Source organism: Mesorhizobium sp. WSM4976 (assembly GCF_029625685.1).
GTDB lineage: Bacteria > Pseudomonadota > Alphaproteobacteria > Rhizobiales > Rhizobiaceae > Mesorhizobium.
The window spans coordinates 40,707-67,504 of record NZ_JARTVT010000008.1; the positions used below are offsets into that span (position 1 = coordinate 40,707).

Here is a 26,798-nt window from a genome sequence, read left to right on the forward strand (position 1 = left end):
GTGGGGTGGGATTGAACAGCGGCGATGGTCATGGCGCCACCGCGTGTTGAACGGGATTATGGGAGAGGCCGCGATCCTTCGCCCTCGCGCAAACCTTCGTCATGCCGGCTCGTCCATCAGATGCAGGCTTTCGCGGTTGAAGGTGAGCATCACCGCCTCGCCTTCCGCCGGCAGCGCCGTTCCCGCCGGCACCACCGCGTGCAGCCGCAGCCCTTCGGCATCGAGCGCCAGCCTCGTGGTGGCGCCGAGATAATTGGTGCCGACCAGGCGCGCGGCGACGCCGTCGCCGCTGGTCGCGCTTGAAACGCGGATCGACTCCGGGCGCAGGCTGCCCCAGCGATGCTGGCCGGAATAGCGTTGGACGAAATCCGGCGGCAGCACGTTGGACGAGCCGACGAAATCGGCGACGAAGCGCGTGTTCGGCCGCTGGTAGATATCTTCCGGCGTGCCGACCTGCATGATCCTGCCGTCGTTGAACACGGCGACGCGATCGGCCATGGAAAGCGCCTCGCCCTGGTCGTGGGTGACGAAGACGAAAGTGATGCCGAGCACCTTCTGCAGCGACTTCAATTCCTCCTGCATGTTCTCGCGCAGCTTGAGGTCGAGCGCGCCGAGCGGCTCGTCGAGCAGAAGCACCTTGGGCTGGTTGACCAGCGCGCGGGCGAGCGCGACGCGCTGGCGCTGGCCCCCGGAGAGCTGACCGGGACGGCGCGCGCCATAGCCCGGCAGTCTAACGAGGGAAAGCGCTTCCTCAGCAGCCTTCAGGCGCTCGGCCTTGCCGACGCCCTTGACCATCAGGCCGTAGGCGACGTTCTCGAGCACGTTCAGATGCGGGAACAGCGCATAGTCCTGGAAGACGGTGTTGACGTTGCGGCGATAGGGCGGAACGCCTTCGGCGCGCTCGCCGAAGATGGAGATGGAGCCCGCCGTCGGCTGCTCGAAACCGGCGATCAGCCGCAGGCACGTCGTCTTGCCGGAACCGGACGGCCCAAGCATGGCAAAGAACTCGCCCGGCGCGATCTCCAGATCCACCGCGTCGACGGCACGCACGCTGCCGAAATGGCGCGAGACTTGTTTGAAGGAAACGGCAGAGGTCATGGGCCCTGTCAGTTCAGTTGCGGGGTCAACCGAGGACGAGTTCGCGCGACGCGCTGCCTCCTTTTCTGGGAGGCCGCGGCAAAGTCGCGGGTGGGGAACCCCACCCGACGCTACGCATCGACCCTCCCCCCAAGGGAGGGTAAGCGGAATCACCGCCCTCCGATGACGCCGATATAGTCCGACACCCAGCGGTAGTAGGGCACGCACTGGTCGTTCTGGCTGGCGCATTTCGACACCGGCGTCTTCCAGAACTTGATCTTGTCGAAATTGTCGTAGCCGTTGGTCTTGCAGCCTTCGTCGCCGAGCAGCTCATTGCCCTTGCAGGCAGCGGGCACGACCGGCAACGAGCCGAACCAGGCGGAGACGTCGCCCTGGACCTTCGGCGACAAGGAATGCTCGAGCCACATATAAGCGCAGTTCGGATGGGCGGCGTCGGCCTCCATCATGGTGGTGTCGGCCCAACCGGTGACGCCTTCTTCCGGCACAGTCGAGGCAACCGGCTTCTTGGCGGCGATCAGTGTGTTGACCTGATACGGCCAGGAGCCTGAAGCGACCACGCCTTCGTTCTGGAAATCGTCGACCTGGATCGCGGCATCATGCCAGTAGCGGCCGACCAGCGTGCGCTGGGTGCGAAGGAGAGCGAGCGCCGCCTTGTACTGGTCCTCGTTCAGCTCATAGGGGTCCTTGATGCCGAGTTCCGGCTTATGGAACATCAAATAGTTGGCAGCGTCGGCGATGTGGATCGGGCCGTCATAGGCCTGGACGCGGCCCTTGTTCGACTTGCCGTCAGGCAGCTTCATTTCCTCGAAGACGACGTTCCAGCTCTTGGGCGCTTCCTTGAAGACCTCGGTGTTGTACATCAGGATGTTCGGGCCCCACTGGTAGGGAACGCCGTAATGCACCTTGTCGACGGTGAACCAGGGCGCATCCTTCAGCCGGTCGTCGACGGTCTTCCAGCTCGGGATCAGATCGGTGTCGATCGGCTGCACGCGCTTGCCGGCGACGAGGCGCAGCGAAGCATCGCCTGAAGCGGTGACCAGATCGAAACCGCCCTCGTTCATCAGCGACACCATCTCGTCCGAGGTGTTGGCGGTCTTGACGTTGACCTTGCAGCCGCTTTCCTTCTCGAAAGCCGTCACCCAGTCGTAATTCTTGTCAGTCTCGCCGCGCTCGATATAGCCCGGCCAGGCAACGATGTTGACCTGTCCCTCGCCCTTGCCGAGTTCCTTGACCTGGGCCATGGCCTGACCGGAAAAAGTCAGCGCGACAGTGAGCGCCGTGCACGACTTCAGGAATGCATTCATCATCATCTCCCATTTTGGCGCATGACCCCGAAAACCAGTTCGGTTTTCGGAAATGATCATGCGCAAACCACAAAGGGTCGGAGCTTCATGCTCCGACGGCAGCGCTCTCAGGGCGCGGCTTCGTTCCCTGGACGAAAACTGCTGTGAAAAATCCGGTTTCGCAAATTCATTTATCAGAAAGCCGATATCGATTTTTCCGATATCAGACCACCTTCAGCCCAGCGCGGTGACCAGCCAGCAGGCGGCAATGAAACGAGCCTTTCCGTCCGCCACGAAAGGCTTGAATGCAGCAGGCAAGGCCGCGGTGATCTTTTCGGCCGTCGCCTGGTCTACCTCGCGCAACGCAGCGCCGACCGGCCCCAGCCGGGTGGCATATGTCATCAGATGATCCTCGGCGATCTGACACGGCACGTCCGCCTGTTCGACTTTGACTGACGACCAACCGCTCGCCTTCAAGAATCCGCCTTACCCTGGCGCCGTCGGCAAAGGCAAACTGTCCCGGCGCATCTGGGTCTGGCACGGGTGCCTGCGGCAGGAAGGGCGCGGCCGCTCGCGCTGCGGTCGTCATGAAATCATTCTCACGCGGACCGCGCCAAGCGACAAAGGCGAGTTTGCCGCCGCGCCTTGCGGCTCCCCTTATGTTGGCGAACGCCGCCCCGGGATCGTCGAAGAACATGACGCCGAAGCGCGAGACAACAGCATCGAAGCGCCCGGATTTGAACGCATATGCCTGGGCGTCGCCGACCTCGAAACTTGCGTTCGCCACCGCTTCCACCCGCGCGCGCTCCGTTGCCCGGGCGACCAGCGGCCGCGAGATGTCGAGTCCGACACATCGGCCGCCATTGCCGACGCGGCGCGCCATCGCCAGGGTCGTGGCGCCGGCGCCGCAGCCGATGTCCAGGACGTCGCCCCCTTTGCCGGGATCACCGGCATCCACCACCAGGCTCGCCAACGGCGCCAGCACGCCGTCAAGGATGGGCTGCATCTCGACCCAGGCCTTTCCGCTGGCGTCGTTCCAGAGAGCGGCTTGCTGTGTGTTCGGCTGCACGGATTGCGGCATAGCGGACCTCGCTCTCAGTTGCCCTCATCGGTCGGTGCCGGCACTCTACGAGTTCAGGCTGGCCGTTTCACGCATTTCCTGGAATTGCTTCAGCGGCGGACCATGCGCTGCGACTGGGCGAGGCCGATGAAGTCGCGCGCGGCCTGCGGCAGGCCGGAGCCGCGGCGCCAGACCGTGCCGACCTGGACCACCGGCAGCGAGCCGGAAATATCGCGCGATTCGATGCGGTCGCCTTCCAGCGACCAGGGCCGGTATACGAGGTCGGGCAGCAGCGCCACGCCGGCGCCGGTGGCGACCAGGCTGCGCACCGCTTCCACCGAACGTGTGCGGAAGGCGACATGGGGTCTTGCGCCGATCGCCGACAGCAGCTTGCCGGTGTTCTCCTCGATCTCGTCGACGGTGAGCATGATCAGCGGCTCGGACGCGATGTCGCCGATCGAGATGATGTCGGCGCTGGCGAGCCTGTGGCTGAGCGGGATCCACAGCCGGTAAGCCGAGACTTCGAGGATTTCCGACTGCAGCGCCGTGCGGTCGCGAAGGTTGGACGTGACCATGACGGCGATATCGAGCTTGCCGCCGACCAGAAGGTGCTCGAGATAGTCGCCATTGTCCTCAATGGCCGAAACCTCGACGCCGGGATAGGCGCGACGGTAGCGGGCGAGCAGATCGGACAGCACATAGCCGGCGACCAGCGAAGTGACGCCGAGCTGCAGGCGGCCGCCGGCGACAGCCTGATCGCTGGAGAAGGAACGGCGCGCGTCGGAGACATCGGCCAGGATCTTGGTCGCGTGGCGCAGGAACTGATGGCCTTTGTGGGTGATGTTGAGGCCGCGCGGATGGCGCTCGAAGAGCTCGACGCCGAGGTCGCTCTCCAATTCCTTGATCGCCTCGGTGACCGAAGACTGCGAGATGGAGAGATTCTGCGCTGCGCCCGAGACGGTGCCCTGCTCGGCCACGGCGACAAAGAACTGCAATTGGCGGATGGTGAAGGCCATGGCTGGACTAAACACCGGGGCGCGCGGTTCTGGGAAGGGGCCAAGTCCAAAACTTGACGGCACCAAGATTCGTAACTAATTAAGTTACATGAAGCGCAACAGTCGATTGTCCTCGACCCTGCATCTCCTCGTCCACATGGCCGAGGCGCCCGACCGGGTGCGGACCTCCGAAGAGCTTGCCGGCTTCATTCACACCAATCCGGTGGTGGTGCGCCGCACCATCGCAGGCTTACGCGAAGGGGGCATCGTCATCTCGTCGCGCGGCCATGGTGGCGGCTGGCAGCTCGGCCGGGCGCCGGACAAGATCTCGCTGGCCGAGATCAGCGCCGCGCTCGGCGAGACGCTGTTGCCGTTCAGCACCGAGCCGGAAAGCCCTGGATGCTTGGTCGAGCAGGCGGTGATCGCCGTGCTCGACGATTTTCGCCTGGAGGCGGAAAGGCTGCTCACTGAGCGGCTCAACCATATCACGCTGGCCGACCTGACGGCCGATTTCCGCCGCCGCTACGACCTGATCGGAGTATCCAGCCATGCAGTATGACGTGATCATCGTCGGCGGCAGCTTTGCCGGCCTCTCCGCGGCCATGTACGCGGCGCGGGGACGGCGCAAGGTGCTGGTGATCGACGCCGGGCGGCCGCGGAACCGCTTCGCCGAACACTCGCATGGCTTCTTCGGCCAGGACGGGCGGCCGCCGTCGGACATCCTCGTCGACGCCAGGGCACAGCTGCTTGCCTATCCGACTGTCACGATGATCGAGGGCTGCGCCAGGCGGGCCGCTACTGCCGGGACCGGCTTCGAGGTCGAGATGGATGATGGCGAGGGTTTCGGCGCGACGCGGCTGGTGCTCGCTACCGGCGTACGGGACGTCCTGCCGGACGTTCCCGGACTGGCCGCGCAGTGGGGCAAGACGGTGCTGCATTGTCCCTATTGCCATGGCTACGAGGTGGCCGGCGGGCTGCTCGGCGTGCTGGCGACCGGGCCGATGTCGCTACACCAGGCCGAACTGATCTCCGACTGGGGCGACGTCACGCTGTTTGCCGACGGGCTATTCGAACCGGACGCGGACCAGGCGCGGGCTCTGGAGAAGCGCAACATCCGCTTCGAGCCGGAGAAAGTGAGCGAGGTGGAGGACGACGGCTCCGGCGGCTTGGTCGTCAGGCTCGACGGCAATCGCAGCGCAAGCGTGCGCGCGCTGTTCACCGCGCCGCGCAACGTGATGACAAGTCCGCTCGCCGAGCAGTTGGGCTGCGCCTTCAACGAAGGCCCGCTCGGCCAAGCGATTGTGGTGGACGACAAGCAACAGACGTCGGCGCCCGGCGTCTTCGCGGCCGGAGACGCGGCGCGCCTGATGCACAACATAGCCTTCGCGGTGTCCGGCGGCGCCATGGCCGGCGTCGCGGCGCACCAGTCTTTGGTGTTCGGCTAGCTGCTTCCTGTTCCCCTGGGGCGAAGTCAGGCCGTCGCGATGGCCAAGCGCGCGCCGGCCTGGCTCAGCGCGGCGGCTATGTCGGGCGGCGGCAAGTCGGTGGCCAGCTCGGAGAAACCGTCGAAGCCGCACACCCTGACCAGCCCCTGGCGGCCGAACTTGGTATGGTCGGTGACGACCAGTGAGCGCTGGCCGCGCGACAGCACCATGCGGGCGAACTCCGCCTCCTCCAGCTCGTAGTCGGTCAGGCCGGCAGCGGCATCGACCGCGCCTATCGAGATCACCGCATGATCGACCGAAAAGCGGCTGACGAACTCGATTGCCGAAATGCCGAAAGCCGCGCCTGAATCGCTGCGCAGCTCGCCACCCGCCATATAGACCTTGTTGCCGTTCACCGTCGCCAGCGTGCGGGCGATGTCGGAGGAATTGGTGACCACGGTCAGCCGGCGGTGCCCCAACAGCTCGCGCGCGAGGAAGGATGTGGTCGTGCCGGTGTCGAGCATGATCGCTTCGCCATCGCGGATCGTGGCCGCGACCATCCTGGCGATCAGGCGCTTGGCTTCGGCATTCTCGCGCATGCGCCGCTCGAACGGCGCCTCGCCCACCATGGAGGCAAGGCCAACGGCGCCATGCATCTTCACCACCGACCCGTCATCGGCGAGTGGCTTGACGTCGCGCCGCACCGTTTCCAGCGAGACGCCGAGACGTTCAGCAAGGCTGGCTATGCTGATCGTGCCCTCCTCCTTAAGGAGCCGCAGGATTTCGGCATGCCGTTTCGAATGGATCATGTGCCTGTCCGGGTTTTTGCCCGAATTTAAGGCTTTGACAACGCTTTGAAAGGAGTTGCTTATATTTTCGGGCAAAACACCCAAAAAGGGTCACAGCTTTTGATTGACAGCCCTACCACCACGGCATGAGAGTGGTTGCAAGTGACAGGGCTCGGAGCTGCCGCGGGAGGGTGATGGCAGAGCCGCGACCTAGCGACCAGATCGTCTGGAAACAGCCAAGCGGGAGCTTTTATCGAATCCGCGGGGGCGGATGCCGGGATCCTAAGCCTGGCCAAGGGGCTCGTCGGTGCGGTGCGGGATACCGATCCTGGCGTCTCGCACCGACGAGGTTTTTTCATTTCTGTCTGATCGTCGTTTTCCGTCGGACCGGTTGAGGTCAAAGCGAAACTGTGAGTGCCAAAGACCGCATCCGCGCCTTGCCCTGCTGGAACGGCAGCATCGAGATCGAGCCGCTGCCGGGCGGCCTCAGCAACGCCAACTTTGTCGTCACGGATGCCGCGGGGCGGCATGTCGTGCGCTTCGGCCAGGATTTTCCGTTCCACCATGTCTTCCGCGAGCGCGAGGTGATGACGGCGCGGGCCGCGCATGCGGCTGGCTTTGCGCCGGCCGTGCACTATGCTGAGCCGGGGATACTGGTGACGGAATTCCTGGGCGCCAGAACCTTCCTCGCCAAAGACGTGCGGGCAAATCTTGACCGTGTCGCGGCGTTGCTGCGCTCGTTTCATCGCGAGATGCCGAAGCATGTCTCCGGCGCGGGCTTCATGTTCTGGGTCTTCCATGTCATCCGCGACTATGCGCGCACGCTGGACGAAGGCGGAAGCCGCAAGAAGGGCGAACTGCCGCGCTACCTAGCCCTGGCCGACGAGCTCGAGCGGGCGCAAAAACTGCTGCCCATCGTCTTCGGCCACAACGATCTTTTGCCGGCCAATATCCTGGACGACGGCAAGCGTCTGTGGCTGATCGATTTCGAATATGCCGGTTTCAACACCGCGATGTTCGACCTTGCCGGCACCGCCTCCAACGCCGACCTGAGCGATGAGGAATCCTTCGCCTTCCTGACCGCCTATTTCATGAAGGAGCCGGACAGCGAGATCCGCCGCTCGCATGCCGCGATGCAATGCGCCTCGCTGTTGCGCGAAGCGATGTGGAGCATGGTGTCCGAGCTTTATCTCGACGCGCCCGGCATCGATTATGTCGCCTATACCGAGGAAAACCTCGTCCGGCTCGACGCGGCGCTGGACAGCTACCGGACGAAATACGGGACGAGATCATGACTTTGCCAAGCCACGCCGGGATCGTCGTCATCGGCGGCGGCATCATCGGCTGTTCCACGGCCTATCACCTGGCGCGCGACCACAAGGCCGACGTCGTGCTGCTCGAGCAAGGCAAGCTGACCTCGGGCTCGACCTGGCACGCCGCCGGCCTGGTCGGGCAACTGCGCTCGTCGGCCTCGATCACGCGCGTGCTCAAATATTCGGTCGAGCTCTACAAGGGCCTCGAGGCCGAGACCGGCCTGGCGACCGGCTGGAAGATGACCGGGTGCCTGCGGCTGGCGACGAACGCAGACCGCTGGACGGAATTCAAGCGGCTGGCGACCACGGCCAAAAGCTTCGGCATGGATATGCAGTTGCTTTCGCCGGCCGAAGTGAAGCGCATGTGGCCGCTGATGGAGACCGGCGATCTCGTCGGCGCCTCGTGGCTGCCGACCGACGGGCAGGCAAGTCCTTCAGACATCGCTCAGTCGCTCGCCAAGGGCGCGCGCATGCATGGCGCGAAACTGTTCGAGGACGTGCGCGTCACCGGCTTCACGATCAAGGACGGCCGCATCACCACGGTGCGGACTTCAAAGGGCGATATCGGCTGCGACAAGGTGGTGAACTGCGCCGGGCAGTGGGCAAGGCAGGTCGGCGCGATGGCCGGTATCAACGTGCCGCTGCAGCCGGTCAAACACCAGTACATCATCACCGAGAAGATCGAAGGGCTGGCCAACAACGCGCCGACGATCCGCGACCCGGATCGCCGAACCTATTTCAAGGAGGAGGTCGGCGGGCTGGTGATGGGCGGCTATGAGCCCAACCCGCAGGCCTGGGCAACCGGACTTCCCGGCGGGGACGTGCCCAACGACTGGGAGTTCCGCCTGTTCGACGACGATTACGATCATTTCGAACAGCATATGAGCCAAGCAATCGCGCGCGTGCCGGCCCTCGCCCATGTCGGCGTCAAGCAGATGATCAATGGGCCGGAGAGCTTCACGCCGGACGGCAACTTCATCCTCGGCGTGGCGCCTGAATGCGCGAACATGTTCGTCGGCGCGGGTTTCAACGCCTTCGGCATCGCGTCGGGCGGCGGCGCCGGCTGGGTGCTGGCGCAATGGGTGGTCGACGGCGAGGCGCCGCTCGACCTGTGGGTGGTCGACATCAGGCGCTTCTCCGGCCTGCACCGCGACCGCGACTGGGTCCGCGACCGAACGCTGGAAGCCTATGGCAAGCACTACACGGTCGGCTTCCCGCACGAAGAGTATCTCTCCGGCCGGCCGCGCATCGTCTCGCCGCTCTATGAGCGGCTGAAGACGCACCGCGCCGTGTTCGGCTCCAAGCTTGGCTGGGAGCGGCCGAACTGGTTCGCGCCGGATGGCGCAGCCGCCGAGGACGTCTATTCGATGGGCCGCCAGAACTGGTTCGGCCCGGTCGGCGACGAGCATCGGCATGTGCGAGAGAAGGTCGGCATCTTCGATCAGTCCTCCTTCGCCAAATATGAGCTGACTGGTAGCGACGCGTTGAAGGCGCTCGACTGGATCTGCGCCAACGACGTCAACAGGCCGGTGGGACGGCTGACCTACACGCAGCTCCTCAACACGCGCGGCGGCATCGAGGCGGACCTCACCGTGTCGCGGCTTGGCGAGGAGCGGTTCTACATCGTCACCGGCACCGGCTTCCGCACGCATGACCTGTCCTGGATAAGCGACCATATCGGCTCCGGCCTCGACGCCAGGCTGAAGGACGTCACGGAGGAGTTTGGCACGCTGTCGCTGATGGGACCACGCGCCCGCGACGTGCTGTCGGCGGTGACCGATGCCGATGTCTCGAACGCCGCCTTCCCGTTCGGTCATGCGCGCGAAATCCAAATTGCCGGTCATAGCGTAAAGGCACTGCGCGTCACCTATGTCGGCGAGCTTGGCTGGGAGCTGCATGTGCCGATCGCCGCCACCGGCGAGGTTTTCGATGCGCTTATGACGGCGGGCAGGGCACACGGCATTCGGCCCGTCGGCTACCGGGCGCTGGAGTCGCTGCGGCTGGAAAAAGGTTATCGCGCCTGGGGTTCCGACATCACGCCGAACGACACGCCGCTGGAAGCGGGCCTCGGCTGGGCGGTGAAGCTTCGTAGGAACACTGACTTCGTCGGACGCAAGGCGCTGGAGAAAGCGACCGGCAAGCCGCCGACAAAATGCTTTGCCGGCTTCACGGTGGACGACCCGGAGGTCGTGCTGGTCGGGCGCGAGACGATCCTGCGCAACGGCGAGCCGGTGGGCTACCTCACCAGCGGCGGCTACGGCTACACGGTGGAGAAGAATATCGGCTATGGCTATGTGCGCAATGCCGACGGCGTCGGCGAAAAGTTCCTCGCCTCCGGCGACTACGAGCTGGTGGTCGCGATGGAACGCACGCCGGCAAAGATCCATCTCGAGGCGATGTACGACCCGGCCGGCGCGAAGATAAAGGCTTGACCGCCGGGCCGGTCAGTTGACGCGCAACACCAGGCCCCGGCTCGGAACGGGATCGGTTTCGCCGGGCATCGAGGCGTAGGGCCGCGTCTCTTCGAGGCGGCTTATCGCGCCGCACGCTTCCATCTCGGCGATGCGCTCCGCAAAACCGGCATCCCACAGCGTGTTCTTGACCGTCAGCACGATGACGCCGCCTGGACGGCAGATGCGGATCAGCTCGTCCAGGCCCTCGACCCCGACATGGCCCGAGGTGAAGACGCCCGCCGAAATGATGCCGGCATAGGCCGCGTCGGCGAAGGGTAGCGTGTCGCCCATCGCCAGGCGATGCAGAGCCGTGTAGACGCCCTTGGCACCGGCCTTGTCCAGCATGCCTTGCGAGATGTCGAGCGCCTCGACCCTCGGATAGCCGGTGATGGCCAGCCATTCGCCGATCAGGCCGGTGCCGGCGCCGGCATCGAGCAAGGGCTCGGCGCCACGCGGCAGGTGGCGGGCAAGGAGCGCCAGGCAGATCGTGGGATGGCGATAGCCGGCGGCCGACATGTCAGCGTCGTAGGTCTCGGCCCAAATGTCATAGACTGCGGCGACTTCGTCCGGCCGCTTCGCCGCGTAGGCCGCGTTTAGTGAGCCGCTGTGCTTTCCGTCCGTCATCGTCGCCCCTCGAAGCCGATTCATGTGCAAAGGATCATAGCCAAGCCGCCAAAACTGTGGAACCGTCCGGGCGACGACAATAGCGTGAAAGGGGCCGCGACATGACCGACAAGCTGCGCGCGGCTCTCGCGGCCGTTCCGGTGCTGGCGGGCTATGAGGGACCGCTGGAGCGCTTGGGCGGCCTGACCAACAGGGTCTACAGGGCGGGTGATGTGTGCCTGCGCATCCCCGGCAAGGGCACGGAGGAATATATCAACCGCGCCAATGAGGCGGTGGCGGCGCGCGAGGCGGCCAAGGCCGGCGTCAGCCCGGAGGTGCTCCATGCCGACCCGGCGTCCGGCCTGATGGCGACGCGCTTCATCGCCGACGCCGAGACGATGTCGCCGGAGAAATTCAAGGCGCGGCCGGGCAGCCCGGCGCGGGCTGGCCAGGCCTTCCGAAAGCTCCACTCCTCGGGTGCGGTGTTTCCCTTCCGCTTCGAGCCGTTCGCGATGATCGACGATTATCTCAAGGTCCTGTCGACCAAGGACGTGGCGCTGCCCGCCGGCTATCACGACGTGGTGCGCGAGGCGGGTGCGGTGCGAGCGGCGCTTGCCGCGCACGCCATCCCGCTTACCGCCTGTCATTGCGATCCGCTTTGCGAGAACTTCCTCGATACGGGCGAGCGGATGTGGATCGTCGACTGGGAATATTCCGGCATGAACGATCCGCTGTGGGATCTCGGCGACCTCTCGGTCGAGGGCAAGTTCGATGAGGGCCAGGACGAGGAACTGATGCGCGCCTATTTCGGCGGCGAGGCGCGGCCGGTCGAGCGCGGCCGCGTCGTCATCTACAAGGCGATGTGCGATCTTTTGTGGACATTGTGGGGGTTGATCCAGCTCGCCAACGACAACCCGGCCGACGATTTCCGCGCCTATGCCGACGGCCGCTTCGGCCGCTGCAAGGCGCTGATGGAGACGGCGGAGTTTTCGCGACACATCGCCGCTGTGCGCGCTGGCTGACCTCTTGACGCAATTCCGGACCGAGGGGCACGGCAAACGCCGAGCCTAACCATTCATGCTTCCCTGGAATTGCCTAATTGACGCCCTTCGGCACGTTCTCGGGCGGCACCACGGCTTCCACCACCTTCTGACGGTGGAAGATGAAGATGCCGGCAAGCACGACGATCGCCGAGCCGGCCAGAATACGCGGGCTTGGCATATCGCCGAAAAACACCAAACCGAAGATCACTGCCCAGAGGAGGAGGCTGTAATGCAGCGGCGCAAGCGTCGAGGCCGGTGCCAGCTTAAGCGCCCGGGTGATCATCAGATGAGCCGCGCAAGAAACGACGCCGAGCAAGAGCATGGCGCCGAAATCGAGCGCCGACGGCGTGCGCCAAGCGCCGATGGTGAGCGCCCCGCCGACAACGAGCGTGCCGATGGTCTGCCAGGTGACCAAGGTGGTGTCGCTGGTGCCGCGCAGGAGGCGGCCGAAGATGATGGCGAAGCCGAAGGCGATGCTGCCCACGAGCGCGAACGCTGACGAGAGCGAGAAAGCTGCCGAGGAGGGCTTCAGGATGATCAGCACGCCGCAGAAGCCAACCAGGATCGCCAGCCAGCGGCGCCAGCCCACCCTTTCACCGAGCAGCAGGTGCGAGAGCGCGGCGACATAAATAGGCCCCGCCATGTAGAAGCTCATAACGTCGGCGAGCGGCAGATAGACCACGGCAGCGTAGAAAAGCCCGGTGTCGAGCGTCGTCGCCACCACGCGCAGGAGCTGCAAAACCGGCCTTTCCATCTGGAACAGCCTGCCCGCGCCCTGGCTGGCGATCATCGGGCCGAGTACGGCGAAGGCACCGATCGAGCGGATCAGCACCACCTGGCCGACCGAGAAGGAAGCGACCAGCCATTTGCCCATCGCATCGTTCAGCGCGAACATGAAGTCGCCCGCCAGCATCAAGAGGATGCCGGCGAGCAGCATATTCCTGATGTTAAAATTGCGCGCAACGGACTTGGCCATGCCGGCTCCCTAGCCCCAAGCAGCCGGTTTGACGAGAGGAATCGAGGGAAATCGACAAGACCAGGGACGGGAATCGGCTAACCGGCCTTGTGGCGCCTGTTCACCTGCGCGGGCCGTCCGGGGATCGATAACCGTGTTTCCTGTCTGGTCCGCTCCGCCACGACCTTGCCCCTGGCGATGACACAGAGGCGTTCCGGGCGCAGGCGAACGGCCTCGATGGCGCTGCCGGCATCGAGCACGACAAGGCTGGCGCGCTTGCCGACGGCGAGGCCGAGATGGTCCAGCCCCATGATGGCGGCATTGACGTTGGTGACCATGTCGAAGCAGCGCGCCATGTCGGCCGGGCTCGACATCTGCGCGACATGCAGACCCATGAAGGCAACGTCGAGCATGTCGGCCGTTCCCAACGAATACCAGGGGTCAAGCACGCAATCCTGGCCCCAGCCGACGCGGATGCCGAGCGCCAGCATCTCCTTCACACGGGTGAGGCCGCGCCGCTTCGGGAAAGTGTCATGACGCCCCTGCAGCATGATGTTGATCAGCGGGTTGGGGATGGCTGAAACACCGGCCTCGGCGATGAGCGGCAGGAGCTTCGAGACGTAGTAATTGTCCATCGAATGCATGGAGGTGAGGTGGGAGCCGGCCACCCTGCCCTGCAGGCCGAGGCGCTGCGTTTCACAAGCGAGCTGCTCGATATGGCGCGACAGCGGATCGTCGGTCTCATCGCAGTGCATGTCGACCATCAGGCCGCGTTTCTCCGCGATCTCGCAAAGCTCGGTGACCGACCGGGTGCCGTCGGCCATGGTGCGCTCGAAATGCGGAATGCCGCCGACGATGTCGACGCCCATGTCGAGGGCCCGGACCGTGTTCCTGAGCGCTGTCGGCGAGCGATAGAGGCCATCCTGCGGAAACGCCACCAGCTGCAGGTCGATATACGGCGCGACGGCTTTCTTGACGTCGAGCAGGGCTTCCACCGCGAGCAGCCGGTCGTCGCAGACATCGACATGGCTGCGGATGGCGAGCAGCCCCATCGACACCGCCCAGTCGCAATAGGCGAGCGCGCGCTCGCGCACGGCCTCATGCGTCAGAAGCGGCTTCAGCTCGCCCCAAAGCGCGATGCCCTCGAGCAGCGTGCCAGACGTATTGATTCGCGGAATGCCGTAGGACAGCGTTGCGTCCATGTGGAAATGCGGATCGACGAAGGGCGGCGAAACAAGATTGTCGCGGGCGTCGATCTCCATCGGCGAGGCCCCTGGCAGGTTCGGTTCTATGGCCCGGATGGTTTCGCCGGCGATGCCGATATCGGCAACCCTGCCATCCGGCAGCGTGCCGCCGCGCACGATGAGGTCGAAATCCATCTGTCGTACCCTCGCAAAACCTGGCAATCATCGTGGCCGAAAAGACAGCATCGCGCAGCCTTTTCTCTCCCCGGCGGCCGAAAGGTTCCATCGCGCCGCAACTCGCTCTATAAGCCGCCTCGCGCCCTCGTGGCGAATCCGAAATTCCTTGCAAGTCAGACACAGGATCGGCCGTTGTTTCGCTTCTTCCGCTTGACGGAGAACCAGCGCCTCGTCACGAGGCTCGTGAAAGAATCCTTCCACGAACATAAATTCGGCTATGCGGCCGCCATACTGTCCATGCTGGTGGTGGCCGCCATGACTGGCGCCAGCGCCTGGATCCTGCGCGAGATCACTAACGAATTCGTTGTTTACAAAAGGCTCGACCGCGTCAATCTGATTGCGGCCGGGGTTGCGGCGATCTTCCTGCTCAAGGGTTTCGCCACTTTCGTCCAGGCCTATTTCATGAGCCGCGTCGGCAACGCGATCATCGCTGACCGACAACGCAAGATCTACGATCGCATCCTGGCGCAAGGCATCGAGTTCTACCATTCTACTTCGTCGGCCGACCTGATCGCCCGCATGACCAACAACGCGCAGGCGGCGCGGAGCGTGCTCGATCTCGTCGTGACATCCTATGTGCGCGACCTGGTGACATTAGTCGTCCTGGTCGGAGTCATGATCTGGCAACAGCCGGCGCTGTCGCTGATCTGCTTCGTCGTCGGGCCGGTGGCGATCTACGGCGTCAACCGCATCCTGAAGCGCGTCCGCAACATCGCTGCCCTGGAGTTCCGCTCGCTTGGCCAGATCGTTCACGTCATGCAGGAAACGGCGATCGGGGTACGCGTCGTCAAGTCCTTCAACCTTGAAAGCGCGATGCGAAAGCGCATGTACCAAGCCGTCTCGGACGTCGAGAACCGCGCCAACAACATCGCCACGCTGGAGGCCGCCACCAGCCCGGTGATGGAAACCATTGCCGGCCTGGCAATCGCCGGCGCGGTGTTTATCAGCGGATTCCTTGTGCTGCAGGGTGGGCAGATGCCGGGCAACATCATGGCCTTCATCGCATCGCTGCTACTCGCTTATGAGCCGGCAAAACGGCTGGCCAGGGTACGCATCTCGCTCGAGACCGGCATTGTCGGCGTGCGCATGATGTTCCAGCTCGCAGACCGGCCGCTGACGCTCGCGGAAAAGCCCGGCGCGAGGCCGTTGCAACCTGGACCGGGCGAAATCCGCTTCGACAATGTCAGCTTCGCCTATCCGGAAAGCCCGCCGGTGTTCGAGGACTTCAGCCTGACGCTCAAGGCCGGCAAGATGACGGCGCTGGTCGGCCCGTCCGGCAGCGGCAAGTCGACGATCCTGAACCTGATCATGCGCATGTATGACCCGCAGACCGGCAAGGTTATGTTCGACGGCCAGAATATCTCCTTCGCGACGCTCGATTCGCTCAGGAAGAAGATCGCCTATGTCAGCCAGGACACGTTCCTGTTCGCCGGCACGATCATGCATAATATCCGCCTCGGCCGGGAGGATGCGACCGATGAAGAAGTGATCGCCGCCGCCAAGGCCGCCAATGCGCATGATTTCATCAGCGCCACGGCCAAGGGCTACGAGACGGAGGTGGGCGAGAACGGCTCACTTTTATCCGGCGGCCAGCGCCAGCGCATCTCGATCGCGCGCGCCATGCTGCGCAATGCCGAGATCCTGTTGCTCGACGAAGCAACCAGCGCACTCGACGCCGAATCGGAAGCGCTGTTCCGCGACGCGCTGCAGCAACTGACGGTCGGACGCACGACGATCGTCATCGCGCACCGGCTGTCGACCGTGCACCAGGCCGACACGATCGTGGTCCTGGAAAAGGGCAAGGTGCTGGAAAGCGGCCCGCACAAGACGCTGCTCAAGCAGGGCGGGCTCTACCAGAAACTCTACGAGTATCAGCTGATGCCGTAGGGTGCCTTTTCCTTCCCCCTTGTGGGGGAAGTGGAGCCCAACTTACTCCGGCACTTTCCTGACAGCGCCCTTGTCGGCGCTAGTGGCGAAGGCTGCGTAGGCGCGGAGCGCGGTCGTCACCTTGCGCTTGCGCTTTTCGGCCGGCTTCCAGGCGTCGGCGCCCTTGCCATTCATCGCCGTGCGCCGCGCTTCGAGCTCGGCGTCGCTGACGGCGAGGCGAATGGTGCGATTCGGGATGTCGATCTCGATCGTATCGCCTTCCTGGACCAGGCCAATGGCGCCGCCCTCGGCGGCTTCCGGTGAGACATGGCCGATAGACAGACCCGACGTGCCGCCGGAGAAGCGGCCGTCGGTGATCAAAGCGCAGGCTTTGCCGAGGCCCTTCGACTTCAGGTAGCTGGTCGGGTAGAGCATCTCCTGCATGCCAGGGCCCCCACGCGGTCCTTCATAGCGGATGACGACGATATCGCCGGCCTTGATCTCGTTGCCGAGGATCGCCTTGACAGAGGCATCCTGGCTTTCGAAGACGCGGGCCGGGCCGGTGAATTTCAGGATCGACTCGTCGACGCCGGCGGTCTTCACGATGCAGCCGTCGAGCGCCAGATTGCCCTTGAGCACGGCAAGGCCGCCATCCTTCGAGAAGGGCGTCTTTGCCGAGCGGATCACGCCCTTTTCGCGGTCGAGATCGAGGTCGTCCCAGCGGCGGTCCTGGCTGAAGGCGACCTGGGTCGGCACGCCACCGGGGGCGGCGCGGAAGAAGTCGCGGACATTCTCGGCCGAAGTGCGGGCGATGTCCCAATGGTCGAGCGCTTCGCCAAGCGTTGCCGTGTGCACAGTCGGCAGGTCGCGATTGATCAGGCCGGCCTGGTCGAGCTGGCCGAGGATAGCCATGATGCCGCCGGCGCGATGGACATCTTCCATATGGACGTCGGACTTGGCCGGCGCCACCTTGCAGAGCACCGGCACCTTGCGCGACAGCCGGTCGATGTCCTCCATGGTGAAGTCGACCTCGCCCTCATGGGCGGCGGCGAGGATGTGCAGCACCGTGTTGGTCGAGCCGCCCATGGCGATATCGAGCGCCATGGCATTCTCGAAGGCACCCTTGGAAGCGATGCTGCGCGGCAGGGCGCTTTCGTCGTCCTGCTCGTAGTAGCGCTGGGCGAGATCGACGGCAAGGTGGCCGGCCTCGACGAACAGGCGCTTGCGGTCGGCGTGGGTTGCAAGCGTAGAACCGTTGCCCGGCAGCGACAGGCCCAGCGCCTCGGTCAGGCAGTTCATCGAATTGGCGGTGAACATGCCCGAGCAGGAGCCGCAGGTCGGGCAGGCCGATCGCTCGATCACCTTGACGTCCTCGTCGGAGATCTTGTCGTCGGCGGCGGCGACCATGGCATCGACCAGGTCGAGCGCCTGCGCCTTGCCGGCCAGCACAACCTTGCCGGCCTCCATCGGACCCCCGGAGACGAAGACGGTCGGGATGTTGAGACGCAGCGAGGCCATCAGCATGCCGGGAGTGATCTTGTCGCAATTGGAGATGCAGACCATGGCGTCTGCGCAATGCGCGTTGACCATGTATTCGACGGAATCGGCGATCAGCTCGCGCGACGGCAGGGAATAGAGCATGCCGTCATGGCCCATGGCGATGCCGTCGTCGACGGCGATGGTGTTGAACTCCTTGGCGACGCCGCCGGCCTTCTCGATCTCGCGCGCGACCAACTGGCCGAGGTCCTTCAGATGGACATGGCCCGGCACGAATTGGGTGAAGGAATTGACCACGGCGATGATCGGCTTGCCGAAATCACTGTCCTTCATGCCGGTGGCGCGCCACAGGCCGCGGGCGCCGGCCATGTTGCGGCCATGGGTGGTGGTGCGGGAACGATAGGCAGGCATTCGATTGTCCTTGCTGGCTGGCCACGCCGATGCGCGGCGGGCGGCGCTCAAATTTTAGTCGGCAGCGGTTATAGCGACCATGATCTGGCCTTGCCACAATTTTGCGCTGCGCCAGGATTCTTCAGGAGAATGCGAAATCGCTGTCGGATCGCGCCTTATCTATCCGTCCTTGAGGCAGACGGTAGGAACGGCACAAGCCGCCGACCCGCCGTTGAAGATGGAACCAACCCGAACAAGTCCGAGGAGCATGACATGCAAAAGATCACCACCTGCCTGTGGTTCGACGGCCAGGCCGAAGAGGCGATGAATCACTACGTCTCCATCTTCAAGAATTCGAAGGTGCTGAGCGTTCTGCGTTGGCCCAAGGGTCACGCCAATGAGGGCAAGGTGCTGATGACCACGTTCGAGCTCGACGGCGTGCCGTTCCAGGCCCTCAATGGCGGTCCGTACTTCAAGTTCAACGAAGCGATGTCGCAGTCGATCGACTGCAAGACGCAGGAAGAGGTCGACTATTTCTGGGAGAAGCTCACCGAGGGCGGCGAGCCCGGCCAGTGCAGCTGGCTGAAAGACAAGTTCGGCGTCTCCTGGCAGGTCGTGCCGGACCAGCTGCCGAAACTGCTTCTGGATCCGGACAGGGCCAAGGCCGGCCGCGTGATGTCGGCGATGATGCAGATGGGCAAGATCGATATCGCCAAGATCGAGGAAGCCGCCCGAGCGTGAGCGAGGCTTTCAGCGCCAGCGCCGCCCCTCATCCGCCTCTTGGGCACCTTCTCCCCGTTGAACGGGGAGAAGGGAAGGCCGCGCCTATGCCGCCTTGTCGCGGACCTGGTAATCCTTGACCGCGGTGAAGCGGATCGCCTTCCAGCGCTCGGCCTCGTAATTCAGCGAGAAGGCGTGCTGGGCCAGAAACACGGGATCGTTGTCGAGGTCGCGGGCTATGTCGCCGCGATGCGAATCGATGAAACGCTGTACCTCCGCCTTGTCGTCGGCCGAGATCCAGCGGCAGACGGAGAAGCGCGACATCTCGAAATCCACCGGCAGGGTGTATTCGATGTTGAGCCGCTCCTTCAGCACGTCGAGCTGCAGCGCGCCGACGACGCCGACGATAGCCGGCGAACCGTCCTCCGGCGAGAACAGCTGCACGACGCCTTCCTCGGCCATCTGGTGCAGCGCTTCCTTGAGCTTCTTGGCCTTCATGGCGTCGCCGAGGCGCACGCGACGCAGGATTTCGGGCGCGAAGTTCGGCACGCCGCGAAACAGGATCTCCTCGCCCTCGGTCAGCGTATCGCCGATGCGCAGCGTGCCGTGGTTGGGGATGCCGACGACGTCGCCCGCAAAGGCCTCGTCGGCGGTGACGCGGGTGCGGGCGAAGAAGAACTGCGGCGCGGACAGGCTCATCGGCTTGCCGGTGCGCACCAGCTTGGCCTTCATCCCGCGCTCCAGCTTACCCGAGCAGACGCGGACGAAGGCGATGCGGTCGCGATGGTTAGGGTCCATGTTGGCCTGGATCTTGAAAACGAAGGAGGTCATCTTCTCCTCCGTGGCCTCGACCAGCCGTTCGTCGGCTTCCTGGGCGCGCGGCGGCGGGCCATAGGCGCCGAGCGCCTCGATCAGGTCGCGAACCCCATAATTGCGCAGCGCCGAGCCGAAATAAACGGGCGTCAGATGGCCTTCGCGGAAGGCGTCGACGTCGAGCGGACGGCAAGCTTCCCGCGCGAGCTCCAGCTCCTCGATGAAGTCGTTGCGCTCGTTTTCCGGCAGCAAGCCCGCAACCCGGTTGGAGTCCGGACCGTTGACGGGCGTGCGTTCCTTCTCGTCGTCGCTCCTGCGCACCGCGTTCTGGGCCAAATGGTAGGTGCCCGAGAACGTCTTGCCTCGGCCGATCGGCCAGGTGACGGGCGCCGTGTCCAGCGCCAGCTTCTGCTCGATCTCATCCAATATCTCGAACGGATCGCGGCTCTCGCGGTCCATCTTGTTGACGAAGGTGATGATCGGGATGTCGCGCAGCCGGCAGACCTCGAACAGTTTCAGCGTGCGCGGCTCGATGCCCTTGGCGGCGTCGATGACCATGACGGCCGAATCCACCGCCGACAGCGTGCGGTAGGTATCATCCGCGAAATCCTCGTGGCCGGGTGTGTCGAGCAGGTTGAAGACGTTGTCGTCATACTCGAAAGTCATCACCGACGTGACGACAGAGATGCCGCGCTCGCGCTCGATCTTCATCCAGTCGGACCGGGTCTGGATGCGGTCCTTCTTGGCCTTGACCTCGCCGGCAAGCTGGATGGCGCCGCCGAACAGAAGCAGCTTTTCAGTAAGCGTGGTCTTGCCGGCGTCGGGGTGGGCGATGATCGCGAAGGTGCGGCGGCGCGCAACCTCTTCAGGTATGGTTTCGGGCATATCTTCAAGGAATTCCGTGTGACAGGCGGCGCTTCTACCAGCGCGGCGCCGGCCTGTCGACATGGGTGGCAATCCGGGCGCTCTTGAGATGATCGGCGCGCGATGGCATCAGAGAGGCTCCTTTGGACGAGGCTACAGCATGGGCAGCGAAAAACACGTCATCGTCATCGGCGCCGGGATCATCGGTGCTTCGATCGCCTGGCATCTGGCGAAAGCCGGCGCGCGGGTGACGGTCGTTTCCGACAGCGGCGCCGGCGGTGTCGCAACACCCAATTCCTTTGCCTGGATCAATGCCAGCTGGGGCAATCCCGAGATTTATTTCCGACTGCGCATCCGCGCCATGGCCGAATGGAAAAGGCTGGCAAAGGACGTGACCGGACTGCCGCTCGCTTGGTGCGGCGGCATTTGCTTCGACCTGCCGCCGGCCAAGCTCGAGGCGTATGCGGCCGAACACTCGTCATGGGGTTATGGCATCGAGCGCGTCGACGCCAAGCGGGCGGGAGAGATCGAGCCCAACCTTGTCGCGCCCCCCGATTTCGCCGTCCATGTCGCGGAGGAGGGCGTCGCCGAGCCGGTGCCGACCTCCAAGGCGCTTCTGGCGGACGCCGAACGGCTAGGCGCACAGGTGGTGGTTGGAAACGTGGAAAGGCTGGCGCTTGCCGGCGGAAAGGTCGCGGGCGCGATCGTTTCGGGCGAAACCATTGGCGCGGACGAAATTGTCGTTGCGGCGGGAGCGGGCGCGTCTGCCATCGCCGCGACAGCCGGCATCAAGCTGCCGCTCGACACGCCGCCGGGCCTGATCGTGCATTCCCGCCCCTACAGGAAATTGCTCAACGGGCTGGTGCACGCAGAAAGACTGCATATGCGCCAGACAGCCGAGGGCCGCATCATCGCCGGCTCGGATTTCGCCGGCGGCGATCCGGGCGAGGACCCGGAAGCCGCGGCACGTGACCTGTTCGTGACGATGAAGGCAGCCTTGCGCGACGCGGATGGACTGGAGCTCGATTTCCACACCGTCGGCTACCGTCCAACGCCGGCCGACGGCTTCCCGATCGTCGGCCGAGCCGATGGCGTCGGCGGCCTCTACATCGCCGTCATGCATTCGGGCATCACGCTGGCGCCGGCCGTCGGCCTGTTTGCCACCCGCGAGATCCTGCAGGGCGAGCGCGATGTGCTGCTGGCGCCTTATGGACTGGAACGCTTTGCGCGATAACGGAGCGACCACCGCCGCCGCCGAACCTCAGCCAACCAGAGCCAGTTGCCCAGCCGCCGGCGCGAACGGACGGATGCTGGTGCCGTCCCTCGTCATGGTGACGAAGCTCGAAGACGGGATTGCCTGCCAGTCACCGCCGTCGCGGTCGAAAGGCTCCGAGACGATGCAACGACCAGCGCGCCTGGCGAAGGCGCCGGTGTAGAGCGTCGGCGCATGACCGTCGGTGGCATGGCGCACGGCGTAGAGCGTTTCGCCATCGGAAAAGGCCGCGGTCAGTTTCAGGGCGGGCTCGATGCCGGCGCGGCGCGAGGCTTCGACGACGCGGCTGGTCGCCCGCGACACCGCGCCATGCGGGTCCGTCGCCAGCCCCTGATCGATCATCAGGAGGAAGAAGAGCTCGGAGTCGGTGGTGCCCTCGCGCTGATCGAAGACTTCGTCGGAGAGCGAATTCTCCAGCGCGCGACGTATCTTTTCAAAACCGCCGATCTGGCCGTTATGCATGAAGGACCAGCGGCCGGAAATGAACGGATGACAGTTCATGCGGCTGGTGGCGCCGCCGGTCGAGGCGCGGACATGGGCGAGGAACAGGCCGGATTTGATCTGCCGGCAGAGGCTTTTCAGGTTGGGGTCTGACCAGGCCGGCAGGATGTCTCGATAAAGGCCTGGCTCGGGGCGGTCCCCATACCAGGCAAGACCGAAGCCGTCCCCATTGGTCGGCGACTTGGCTTCTTGGGCGCAGTGGCTCTGGGCGATCAGCGAATGGCAGGGCGCGGTGATGATGTCTTCGAGGAAGACCGCTTCACCAAGATAGGCCGCCCACCGGCACATCGCGTTCCACCATTCCTAAGCGCGATCCATCAAAGCCTGAGGCTCCTTGACCGCGTGCGGACCTCTGTTGTGCGTGCGCTCATAGAGCTCGCGAACGATTCGGCTGGCCGTAGTTTCGAACATAAATGGCAAGAAAGCGTGAACGAGCGCTGCGCCCGCCGCCATCGACAGGCGCGAGCAGAACCAGGCAGCGAAGGCCATGTGGCCGAAATAGCTCTCGCCGACCTTGGCCGGGTGAGCGGTGAAGAGTGCCGTAAACGGTGTCGTCATGGTGGTCCCTCCTGCCGGGATAATCGCCGCTTTCTGGGCAACCTGCCACACGGCAAAGGTTCATCGATCTCAAATTGTCCTTGAATATTTGATAATTTTGGGACATTCATCCCATTATGTCCCACGAACTCGATGCAATCGATCGAAGATTGCTGGCTGAACTGCAGCGCGACGGCACGCTTTCGGTCGACCAGCTGTCGGAGCGGGTGGCACTGTCGCGCAACGCCTGCTGGCGGCGCGTCAAAAGGCTTGAAGAAGACGGCATCATTACCGGCCGTGTCGCGCTGGTCGATGCCGAGAAGCTGGGCCTCGGCCTATCCGTCTTCATCCTGGTTCGGACCTCCGATCATGACCCGGACTGGCTGCAGAAGTTTCGCGCGGCGGTGACCGGCTTTCCCGAGATCACCGGCGTCTATCGAATGTCGGGCGATCTCGACTATGTGCTGAGGGCCCGCGTCGCCGACGTGAAGGCCTATGACCGCCTCTACCAGCGGCTGATCGCCAAGGTGGCGCTGTCGGACGTCTCGGCCTCCTTCGTCATGGAGGAGATCAAGGAGACCACCGTCGTTCCGCTGGAACTGCGGTAGATTGACCGAAAGAGACCAACATCCCTGGGCGAAGCAGGAGCGAAGCTCCGTCGCGGAGACCTGGGATCCATTCCGCGACCTCAGCCTAGGAGTGGAGCGGAGCAGAATTCCGCACCGTTGCGACGCTCGCAGGTCACGGCATTCCTCGGGTCTGCGCCGCGTCGCTTCGCTCCTTGCTCCGCCCGTGGATGACGAAGCGATGAGTGTCTTCGCCAATCGCTAAACTAGATGGAGAGGTCATAGTCACGCCAGAAAGAAAGACGTTGATAGCATACTGGGCGAGTTGACCGAATCGCCGCTCGCGCCGATAGGATCGATTTCATGCGCACGGCTGTCCATTCTTCCTCCGTCATCGGCCCCACCGTCGGTTTCGTCAGGCTTCCGCATGGCGAAGGCCTGCCTCTGCCGGCCTATGAGAGCGCCGGCGCGGCCGGCATGGATTTGCGGGCCGCGGTGCCGGAAGACCGGCCGCTGCTTATCCTGCCGGGAAAGCGGGCCTTGGTGCCGACCGGGCTCGTCCTGGAAATTCCGGAAGGCATGGAAGGCCAGGTGCGGCCACGCTCGGGCCTTGCCTTCAGGCATGGCCTCACCGTCCTCAACTCGCCCGGCACCGTGGACAGCGACTATCGCGGCGAGGTGAAAGTGCTGCTGATCAATCTCGGCGATGAGGATTTCGCGGTAACGCGAGGCATGCGCATCGCCCAAATCGTCTTCGCCGCCGTGACCCAGGTTAGGGTCGAGGAGCGGGCGCTCGCCGGCGGCACGACGCGCGGCGCCGGCGGTTTCGGGTCCACCGGCACCGCCTAATGCAAGTTCCAAAGCTGGTCATTTTCGACTGCGACGGGGTCCTGGTCGATACCGAGAACCTTGCCAACCGGCGTCTCGCCGAATGGCTGAGCGCCGCCGGCTTTACGACCAGCTTCGAATATTGCCGCAAGAACTTTTCAGGCCGCAGCATGGTCTCGGTGCAGAAAGAGATCGAAGAGGCGACCGAGGTCAGGCTCGGTGCCGACTTCGTCGAGCGCTGGAATGCCGGCCTGCCGGATCTTTTTTCGCACGGCGTAGAGGCGATCCCCTATGTGCGCGAGTTCGTCGAAGCAGTCCGCGCGGCCGGCATCGCCTATTGCGTCGCCTCCTCGGCTCGAGTCTCGAAAATGCACATCACGCTCGGCCAAACCGGGCTTTTACCGCTGTTCGAGCACGCCATGTTCTCCTCGACCATGGTCGGGCGCGGCAAGCCGTTCCCGGATCTCTTCCTGCATGCCGCAAGGACCACGGGCTTCGCGCCGGCCGACTGCATTGTCATCGAGGACAGCGTCGCGGGGACGCAAGCCGGCATCGCCGCCGGCATGCGCGTTTTCTCCTATTACGCCGATCCGTTCTCGGACCGCGATGGCCTGGCGGCGGCTGGCGGCATCCTGTTCGACAACATGCGGGAACTGGCAAAGCTGGTGCCGATCCGCTGATCTTGCCCTGGCTGCGCGCTTGCGGACTCCGTGCTAGCGTGCGGCCTGGGGGTGTTTTCGATGATTTCCATTCTATCCCGTCTCATGCTCGCATGCCTGCTGCTGCCTTCCATGTGGACGGCCGCACACGCCCAGGCAGTCAGCTATCCGGAACTAAGCAGCGCCGTCCCCGGACATCAGGACGTCACCTATCTCGACCTCGCCAAAATGATTGTGCCTGACCTGCAGGCCGGCGATGGCGGTTTCTACAAGGGCAGCGCGCCGATCGAGATGCGCGACATACTCGGCGACGACGAGGGTGGATCGCCGCCCGAAGCCATCAATCTGCCGAACGCTGCGGTGCTGGCCATCAAGGCCGGCGGCAAGGAGCGGCTGACGATGCTTTTCGACCTCGGCGAGGCGCAGGACAGCGCCGAAGGATTCGCGGTGCTGGCGCTCTACGACCTCGCCGGCAAGCCGAAGCTGCTCGACGCCGTCAATGTCGGAACCGACCAGAGCACCTACTTTCGCGATCCCGGCAAACTCGCGGTCGGTGCCGGCGACGACGCGCTCATCACCATGAGCACGCATTTCAATTCGAACCAGGGCTATGTCGGCACGATCCTGATCCTGGTCCGCAACGATCGATTCGAACCGATCGACCAGATCAACACATTCGACGAGAATGTCTGCGCCTACAAACGCACGCAGGACCTTTCCTTCCAGACGCACCGCGGTGAAAAAACCTATGCGGCGATCAAGGTGACCGTGACCGACACCACCAAGCCCAGTGGCGAAAGCTGCGAGGAGCCGGCGCCCAAGGCAGTCTCGCACGAGATTTCCGTCACCTATTATTGGGACAAGGCCGGATCGCGATACGTTCGGAATTCCGACGCATTCGAGAAATTGTCAGCAGAAAACGCCAAACGGTTCTGAGCCAGCCGCATTCGTTTGCCCGGTTCGAGCGGCCGCGATAACTTCCCTGCACAACCCCGCTCATGATTGAGGATCCGCCATGGACAAGGGCAAGATTTTCCGCGATCTGCACGCCTCCACTTTCGTCATGCCCAACCCTTGGGACGTAGGCACGACCAAGCTTCTGGCATCCTTCGGTTTCAAGGCGCTGGCGACGACCAGCGCCGGCTTCGCCTTCTCGCGCGGCCTGCCGGACGGCGCCGTGACTTTCGAGGCCATGATCCATCATTGCCGCGAAGTGACGGCGGCAACCGACCTGCCGGTTTCAGCCGACCTCGAACGCGGCAAAGGGGACAGCCCCGAGCAGGCCGCCGAAACAATCTTCGCGGCGGAAGCCGCCGGGCTCGCCGGCTGCTCGATCGAGGATCATACCGGCGACCCCGCGAACCCGATCTACGATTTCTCGCTCGCGGCCGAACGCGTCGCGGCCGCCGTCGAGGCGGCCCGGGCGCTCAAGCATGATTTCGTCTTCACCGCGCGGGCTGAGAATTTCCTTTGGGGCAAGACCGACCTCGACGACACGATCAAGCGGCTGCAAGCCTTCGAGAAGGCCGGCGCCGACGTGCTTTATGCGCCGGGGATCAGCGACGTTGAAATGGTGCGCACCATCTGCTCGTCGGTGAGCCGGCCGGTCAATGTGATGGCCCGTCCGGGCTTCACCGTAGCCGACCTCGCCATGGCAGGCGTCAAACGCATTTCTCTCGGCCCATGGCTGACCAATTTCGCCTACGGCATGCTGGAGACGGCGGCGCGCGAGATCCAGCAGGACGGCACTTTCGGCTTCACCAGGGCGGCGATGCCGTTCGGCAAGCTGCAGGCGCTGTTCCGGGAGGGCAAGGAGCAGGACTAGAACAGTTCCAGGAAAAGTGTGGG

The 26,798-nt window shown here is 64.3% G+C and carries 25 protein-coding genes; 13 read left to right on the forward strand and 12 right to left on the reverse strand.

Annotated features, from left to right (window positions below; all coding sequences use genetic code 11):
• Window positions 1-99: 99 nt before the first annotated feature.
• The 4 genes from P9272_RS11535 to P9272_RS11550 all read right to left on the reverse strand — a co-directional run bounded on the left by P9272_RS11535 (window position 100) and on the right by P9272_RS11550 (window position 4,457).
• Window positions 100-1,098 (reverse strand): ABC transporter ATP-binding protein, encoded by a 999-nt coding sequence (locus P9272_RS11535; RefSeq protein WP_278160636.1) that lies wholly within the window; start codon window positions 1,096-1,098, stop codon window positions 100-102.
• A gap of 149 nt (window positions 1,099-1,247) precedes the next feature.
• Window positions 1,248-2,402 carry an ABC transporter substrate-binding protein gene (locus tag P9272_RS11540; protein WP_128257011.1) on the reverse strand — a complete coding sequence of 385 codons (1,155 nt, stop codon included), beginning with the start codon at window positions 2,400-2,402 and terminating at the stop codon, window positions 1,248-1,250.
• A gap of 202 nt (window positions 2,403-2,604) precedes the next feature.
• Entirely contained in the window at window positions 2,605-3,462 is an 858-nt protein-coding gene (locus P9272_RS11545) for a class I SAM-dependent methyltransferase (protein ID WP_278160637.1), read from the reverse strand.
• Between the two features lie 89 nt (window positions 3,463-3,551).
• Window positions 3,552-4,457 carry a LysR substrate-binding domain-containing protein gene (locus tag P9272_RS11550; protein ID WP_128257013.1) on the reverse strand — a complete coding sequence of 302 codons (906 nt, stop codon included), beginning with the start codon at window positions 4,455-4,457 and terminating at the stop codon, window positions 3,552-3,554.
• A gap of 88 nt (window positions 4,458-4,545) precedes the next feature.
• Here P9272_RS11550 and P9272_RS11555 point away from each other — a divergent pair, with 88 nt between their 5' ends.
• Together P9272_RS11555 and P9272_RS11560 are read left to right on the forward strand one after the other, a co-directional pair.
• Complete coding sequence (locus tag P9272_RS11555) at window positions 4,546-4,995, forward strand: Rrf2 family transcriptional regulator (protein ID WP_278160638.1); 450 nt, start codon at window positions 4,546-4,548, stop codon at window positions 4,993-4,995.
• Complete coding sequence (locus P9272_RS11560; protein ID WP_278160639.1) at window positions 4,985-5,881, forward strand: NAD(P)/FAD-dependent oxidoreductase; 897 nt, start codon at window positions 4,985-4,987, stop codon at window positions 5,879-5,881. Before P9272_RS11555 ends, P9272_RS11560 begins: the two co-directional genes overlap by 11 nt.
• 26 nt (window positions 5,882-5,907) lie before the next feature.
• Here P9272_RS11560 and P9272_RS11565 read toward each other — a convergent pair whose 3' ends face one another.
• Window positions 5,908-6,669 carry a DeoR/GlpR family DNA-binding transcription regulator gene (locus P9272_RS11565; RefSeq protein ID WP_278160640.1) on the reverse strand — a complete coding sequence of 254 codons (762 nt, stop codon included), beginning with the start codon at window positions 6,667-6,669 and terminating at the stop codon, window positions 5,908-5,910.
• A 389-nt stretch (window positions 6,670-7,058) separates the two neighbouring features.
• On the opposite strand from P9272_RS11565, the gene P9272_RS11570 reads away from it, so the two are divergent.
• Both P9272_RS11570 and P9272_RS11575 read left to right on the forward strand, forming a co-directional pair.
• On the forward strand, window positions 7,059-7,943 hold the full coding sequence (locus tag P9272_RS11570; RefSeq protein ID WP_278160641.1) for a phosphotransferase family protein: 885 nt from the start codon (window positions 7,059-7,061) through the stop codon (window positions 7,941-7,943).
• Window positions 7,940-10,393, forward strand: a complete 2,454-nt coding sequence (locus P9272_RS11575; protein ID WP_278160642.1) for an FAD-dependent oxidoreductase — start codon at window positions 7,940-7,942, stop codon at window positions 10,391-10,393. Before P9272_RS11570 ends, P9272_RS11575 begins: the two co-directional genes overlap by 4 nt.
• Before the next feature lie 12 nt (window positions 10,394-10,405).
• On the opposite strand, the gene P9272_RS11580 is transcribed toward P9272_RS11575, so the two are convergent.
• The gene (locus P9272_RS11580; protein WP_128257019.1) at window positions 10,406-11,038 is read right to left on the reverse strand and encodes a class I SAM-dependent methyltransferase; all 633 of its coding nucleotides are present in this window, start codon (window positions 11,036-11,038) and stop codon (window positions 10,406-10,408) included.
• 101 nt (window positions 11,039-11,139) lie between these two features.
• Between P9272_RS11580 and P9272_RS11585 the strand changes: the two genes are divergently transcribed.
• Window positions 11,140-12,039 carry a phosphotransferase family protein gene (locus P9272_RS11585; protein ID WP_278160643.1) on the forward strand — a complete coding sequence of 300 codons (900 nt, stop codon included), beginning with the start codon at window positions 11,140-11,142 and terminating at the stop codon, window positions 12,037-12,039.
• A gap of 73 nt (window positions 12,040-12,112) precedes the next feature.
• On the opposite strand, the gene P9272_RS11590 is transcribed toward P9272_RS11585, so the two are convergent.
• Together P9272_RS11590 and P9272_RS11595 are read right to left on the reverse strand one after the other, a co-directional pair.
• Window positions 12,113-13,036 carry a DMT family transporter gene (locus P9272_RS11590; RefSeq protein WP_278160644.1) on the reverse strand — a complete coding sequence of 308 codons (924 nt, stop codon included), beginning with the start codon at window positions 13,034-13,036 and terminating at the stop codon, window positions 12,113-12,115.
• 77 nt (window positions 13,037-13,113) lie between these two features.
• Window positions 13,114-14,394, reverse strand: coding sequence for an amidohydrolase family protein (locus P9272_RS11595; protein ID WP_128257022.1), 1,281 nt, complete (start codon window positions 14,392-14,394; stop codon window positions 13,114-13,116).
• 174 nt (window positions 14,395-14,568) lie between these two features.
• Here P9272_RS11595 and P9272_RS11600 point away from each other — a divergent pair, with 174 nt between their 5' ends.
• The gene (locus P9272_RS11600) at window positions 14,569-16,323 is read left to right on the forward strand and encodes an ABC transporter ATP-binding protein (protein ID WP_278160645.1); all 1,755 of its coding nucleotides are present in this window, start codon (window positions 14,569-14,571) and stop codon (window positions 16,321-16,323) included.
• Between the two features lie 42 nt (window positions 16,324-16,365).
• On the opposite strand, the gene ilvD is transcribed toward P9272_RS11600, so the two are convergent.
• Window positions 16,366-18,210, reverse strand: a complete 1,845-nt coding sequence (gene ilvD, locus P9272_RS11605; RefSeq protein WP_128257024.1) for a dihydroxy-acid dehydratase — start codon at window positions 18,208-18,210, stop codon at window positions 16,366-16,368.
• Window positions 18,211-18,462: 252 nt separating this feature from the next.
• Here ilvD and P9272_RS11610 point away from each other — a divergent pair, with 252 nt between their 5' ends.
• A complete protein-coding gene (locus tag P9272_RS11610; protein WP_278160646.1) occupies window positions 18,463-18,930 on the forward strand; it encodes a VOC family protein in 468 nt (155 codons plus the stop codon).
• An 84-nt stretch (window positions 18,931-19,014) separates the two neighbouring features.
• Here the strand turns inward: P9272_RS11610 and P9272_RS11615 are convergent, their stop codons facing one another.
• The gene (locus P9272_RS11615; protein ID WP_278160648.1) at window positions 19,015-20,607 is read right to left on the reverse strand and encodes a peptide chain release factor 3; all 1,593 of its coding nucleotides are present in this window, start codon (window positions 20,605-20,607) and stop codon (window positions 19,015-19,017) included.
• Between the two features lie 139 nt (window positions 20,608-20,746).
• On the opposite strand from P9272_RS11615, the gene P9272_RS11620 reads away from it, so the two are divergent.
• Window positions 20,747-21,820 carry an FAD-binding oxidoreductase gene (locus tag P9272_RS11620; RefSeq protein WP_278160650.1) on the forward strand — a complete coding sequence of 358 codons (1,074 nt, stop codon included), beginning with the start codon at window positions 20,747-20,749 and terminating at the stop codon, window positions 21,818-21,820.
• Between the two features lie 27 nt (window positions 21,821-21,847).
• On the opposite strand, the gene P9272_RS11625 is transcribed toward P9272_RS11620, so the two are convergent.
• Window positions 21,848-22,648: a class II glutamine amidotransferase gene (locus P9272_RS11625; RefSeq protein WP_128257028.1), complete on the reverse strand. Its 801-nt coding sequence runs from the start codon at window positions 22,646-22,648 to the stop codon at window positions 21,848-21,850.
• 15 nt (window positions 22,649-22,663) lie between these two features.
• Window positions 22,664-22,918, reverse strand: a complete 255-nt coding sequence (locus P9272_RS11630) for a DUF6356 family protein (protein ID WP_278160651.1) — start codon at window positions 22,916-22,918, stop codon at window positions 22,664-22,666.
• A 116-nt stretch (window positions 22,919-23,034) separates the two neighbouring features.
• Here P9272_RS11630 and P9272_RS11635 point away from each other — a divergent pair, with 116 nt between their 5' ends.
• The 5 genes from P9272_RS11635 to P9272_RS11655 all read left to right on the forward strand — a co-directional run bounded on the left by P9272_RS11635 (window position 23,035) and on the right by P9272_RS11655 (window position 26,775).
• Complete coding sequence (locus tag P9272_RS11635; protein WP_278160652.1) at window positions 23,035-23,505, forward strand: Lrp/AsnC family transcriptional regulator; 471 nt, start codon at window positions 23,035-23,037, stop codon at window positions 23,503-23,505.
• 321 nt (window positions 23,506-23,826) lie between these two features.
• Window positions 23,827-24,312 (forward strand): dUTP diphosphatase, encoded by a 486-nt coding sequence (gene dut / locus P9272_RS11640; RefSeq protein ID WP_278160653.1) that lies wholly within the window; start codon window positions 23,827-23,829, stop codon window positions 24,310-24,312.
• The gene (locus P9272_RS11645; RefSeq protein WP_278160654.1) at window positions 24,312-24,971 is read left to right on the forward strand and encodes an HAD family phosphatase; all 660 of its coding nucleotides are present in this window, start codon (window positions 24,312-24,314) and stop codon (window positions 24,969-24,971) included. Before dut ends, P9272_RS11645 begins: the two co-directional genes overlap by 1 nt.
• Before the next feature lie 60 nt (window positions 24,972-25,031).
• Window positions 25,032-25,886, forward strand: a complete 855-nt coding sequence (locus P9272_RS11650) for a hypothetical protein (RefSeq protein WP_278160655.1) — start codon at window positions 25,032-25,034, stop codon at window positions 25,884-25,886.
• A 79-nt stretch (window positions 25,887-25,965) separates the two neighbouring features.
• Complete coding sequence (locus P9272_RS11655; RefSeq protein ID WP_278160656.1) at window positions 25,966-26,775, forward strand: oxaloacetate decarboxylase; 810 nt, start codon at window positions 25,966-25,968, stop codon at window positions 26,773-26,775.
• Window positions 26,776-26,798: the final 23 nt, after the last annotated feature.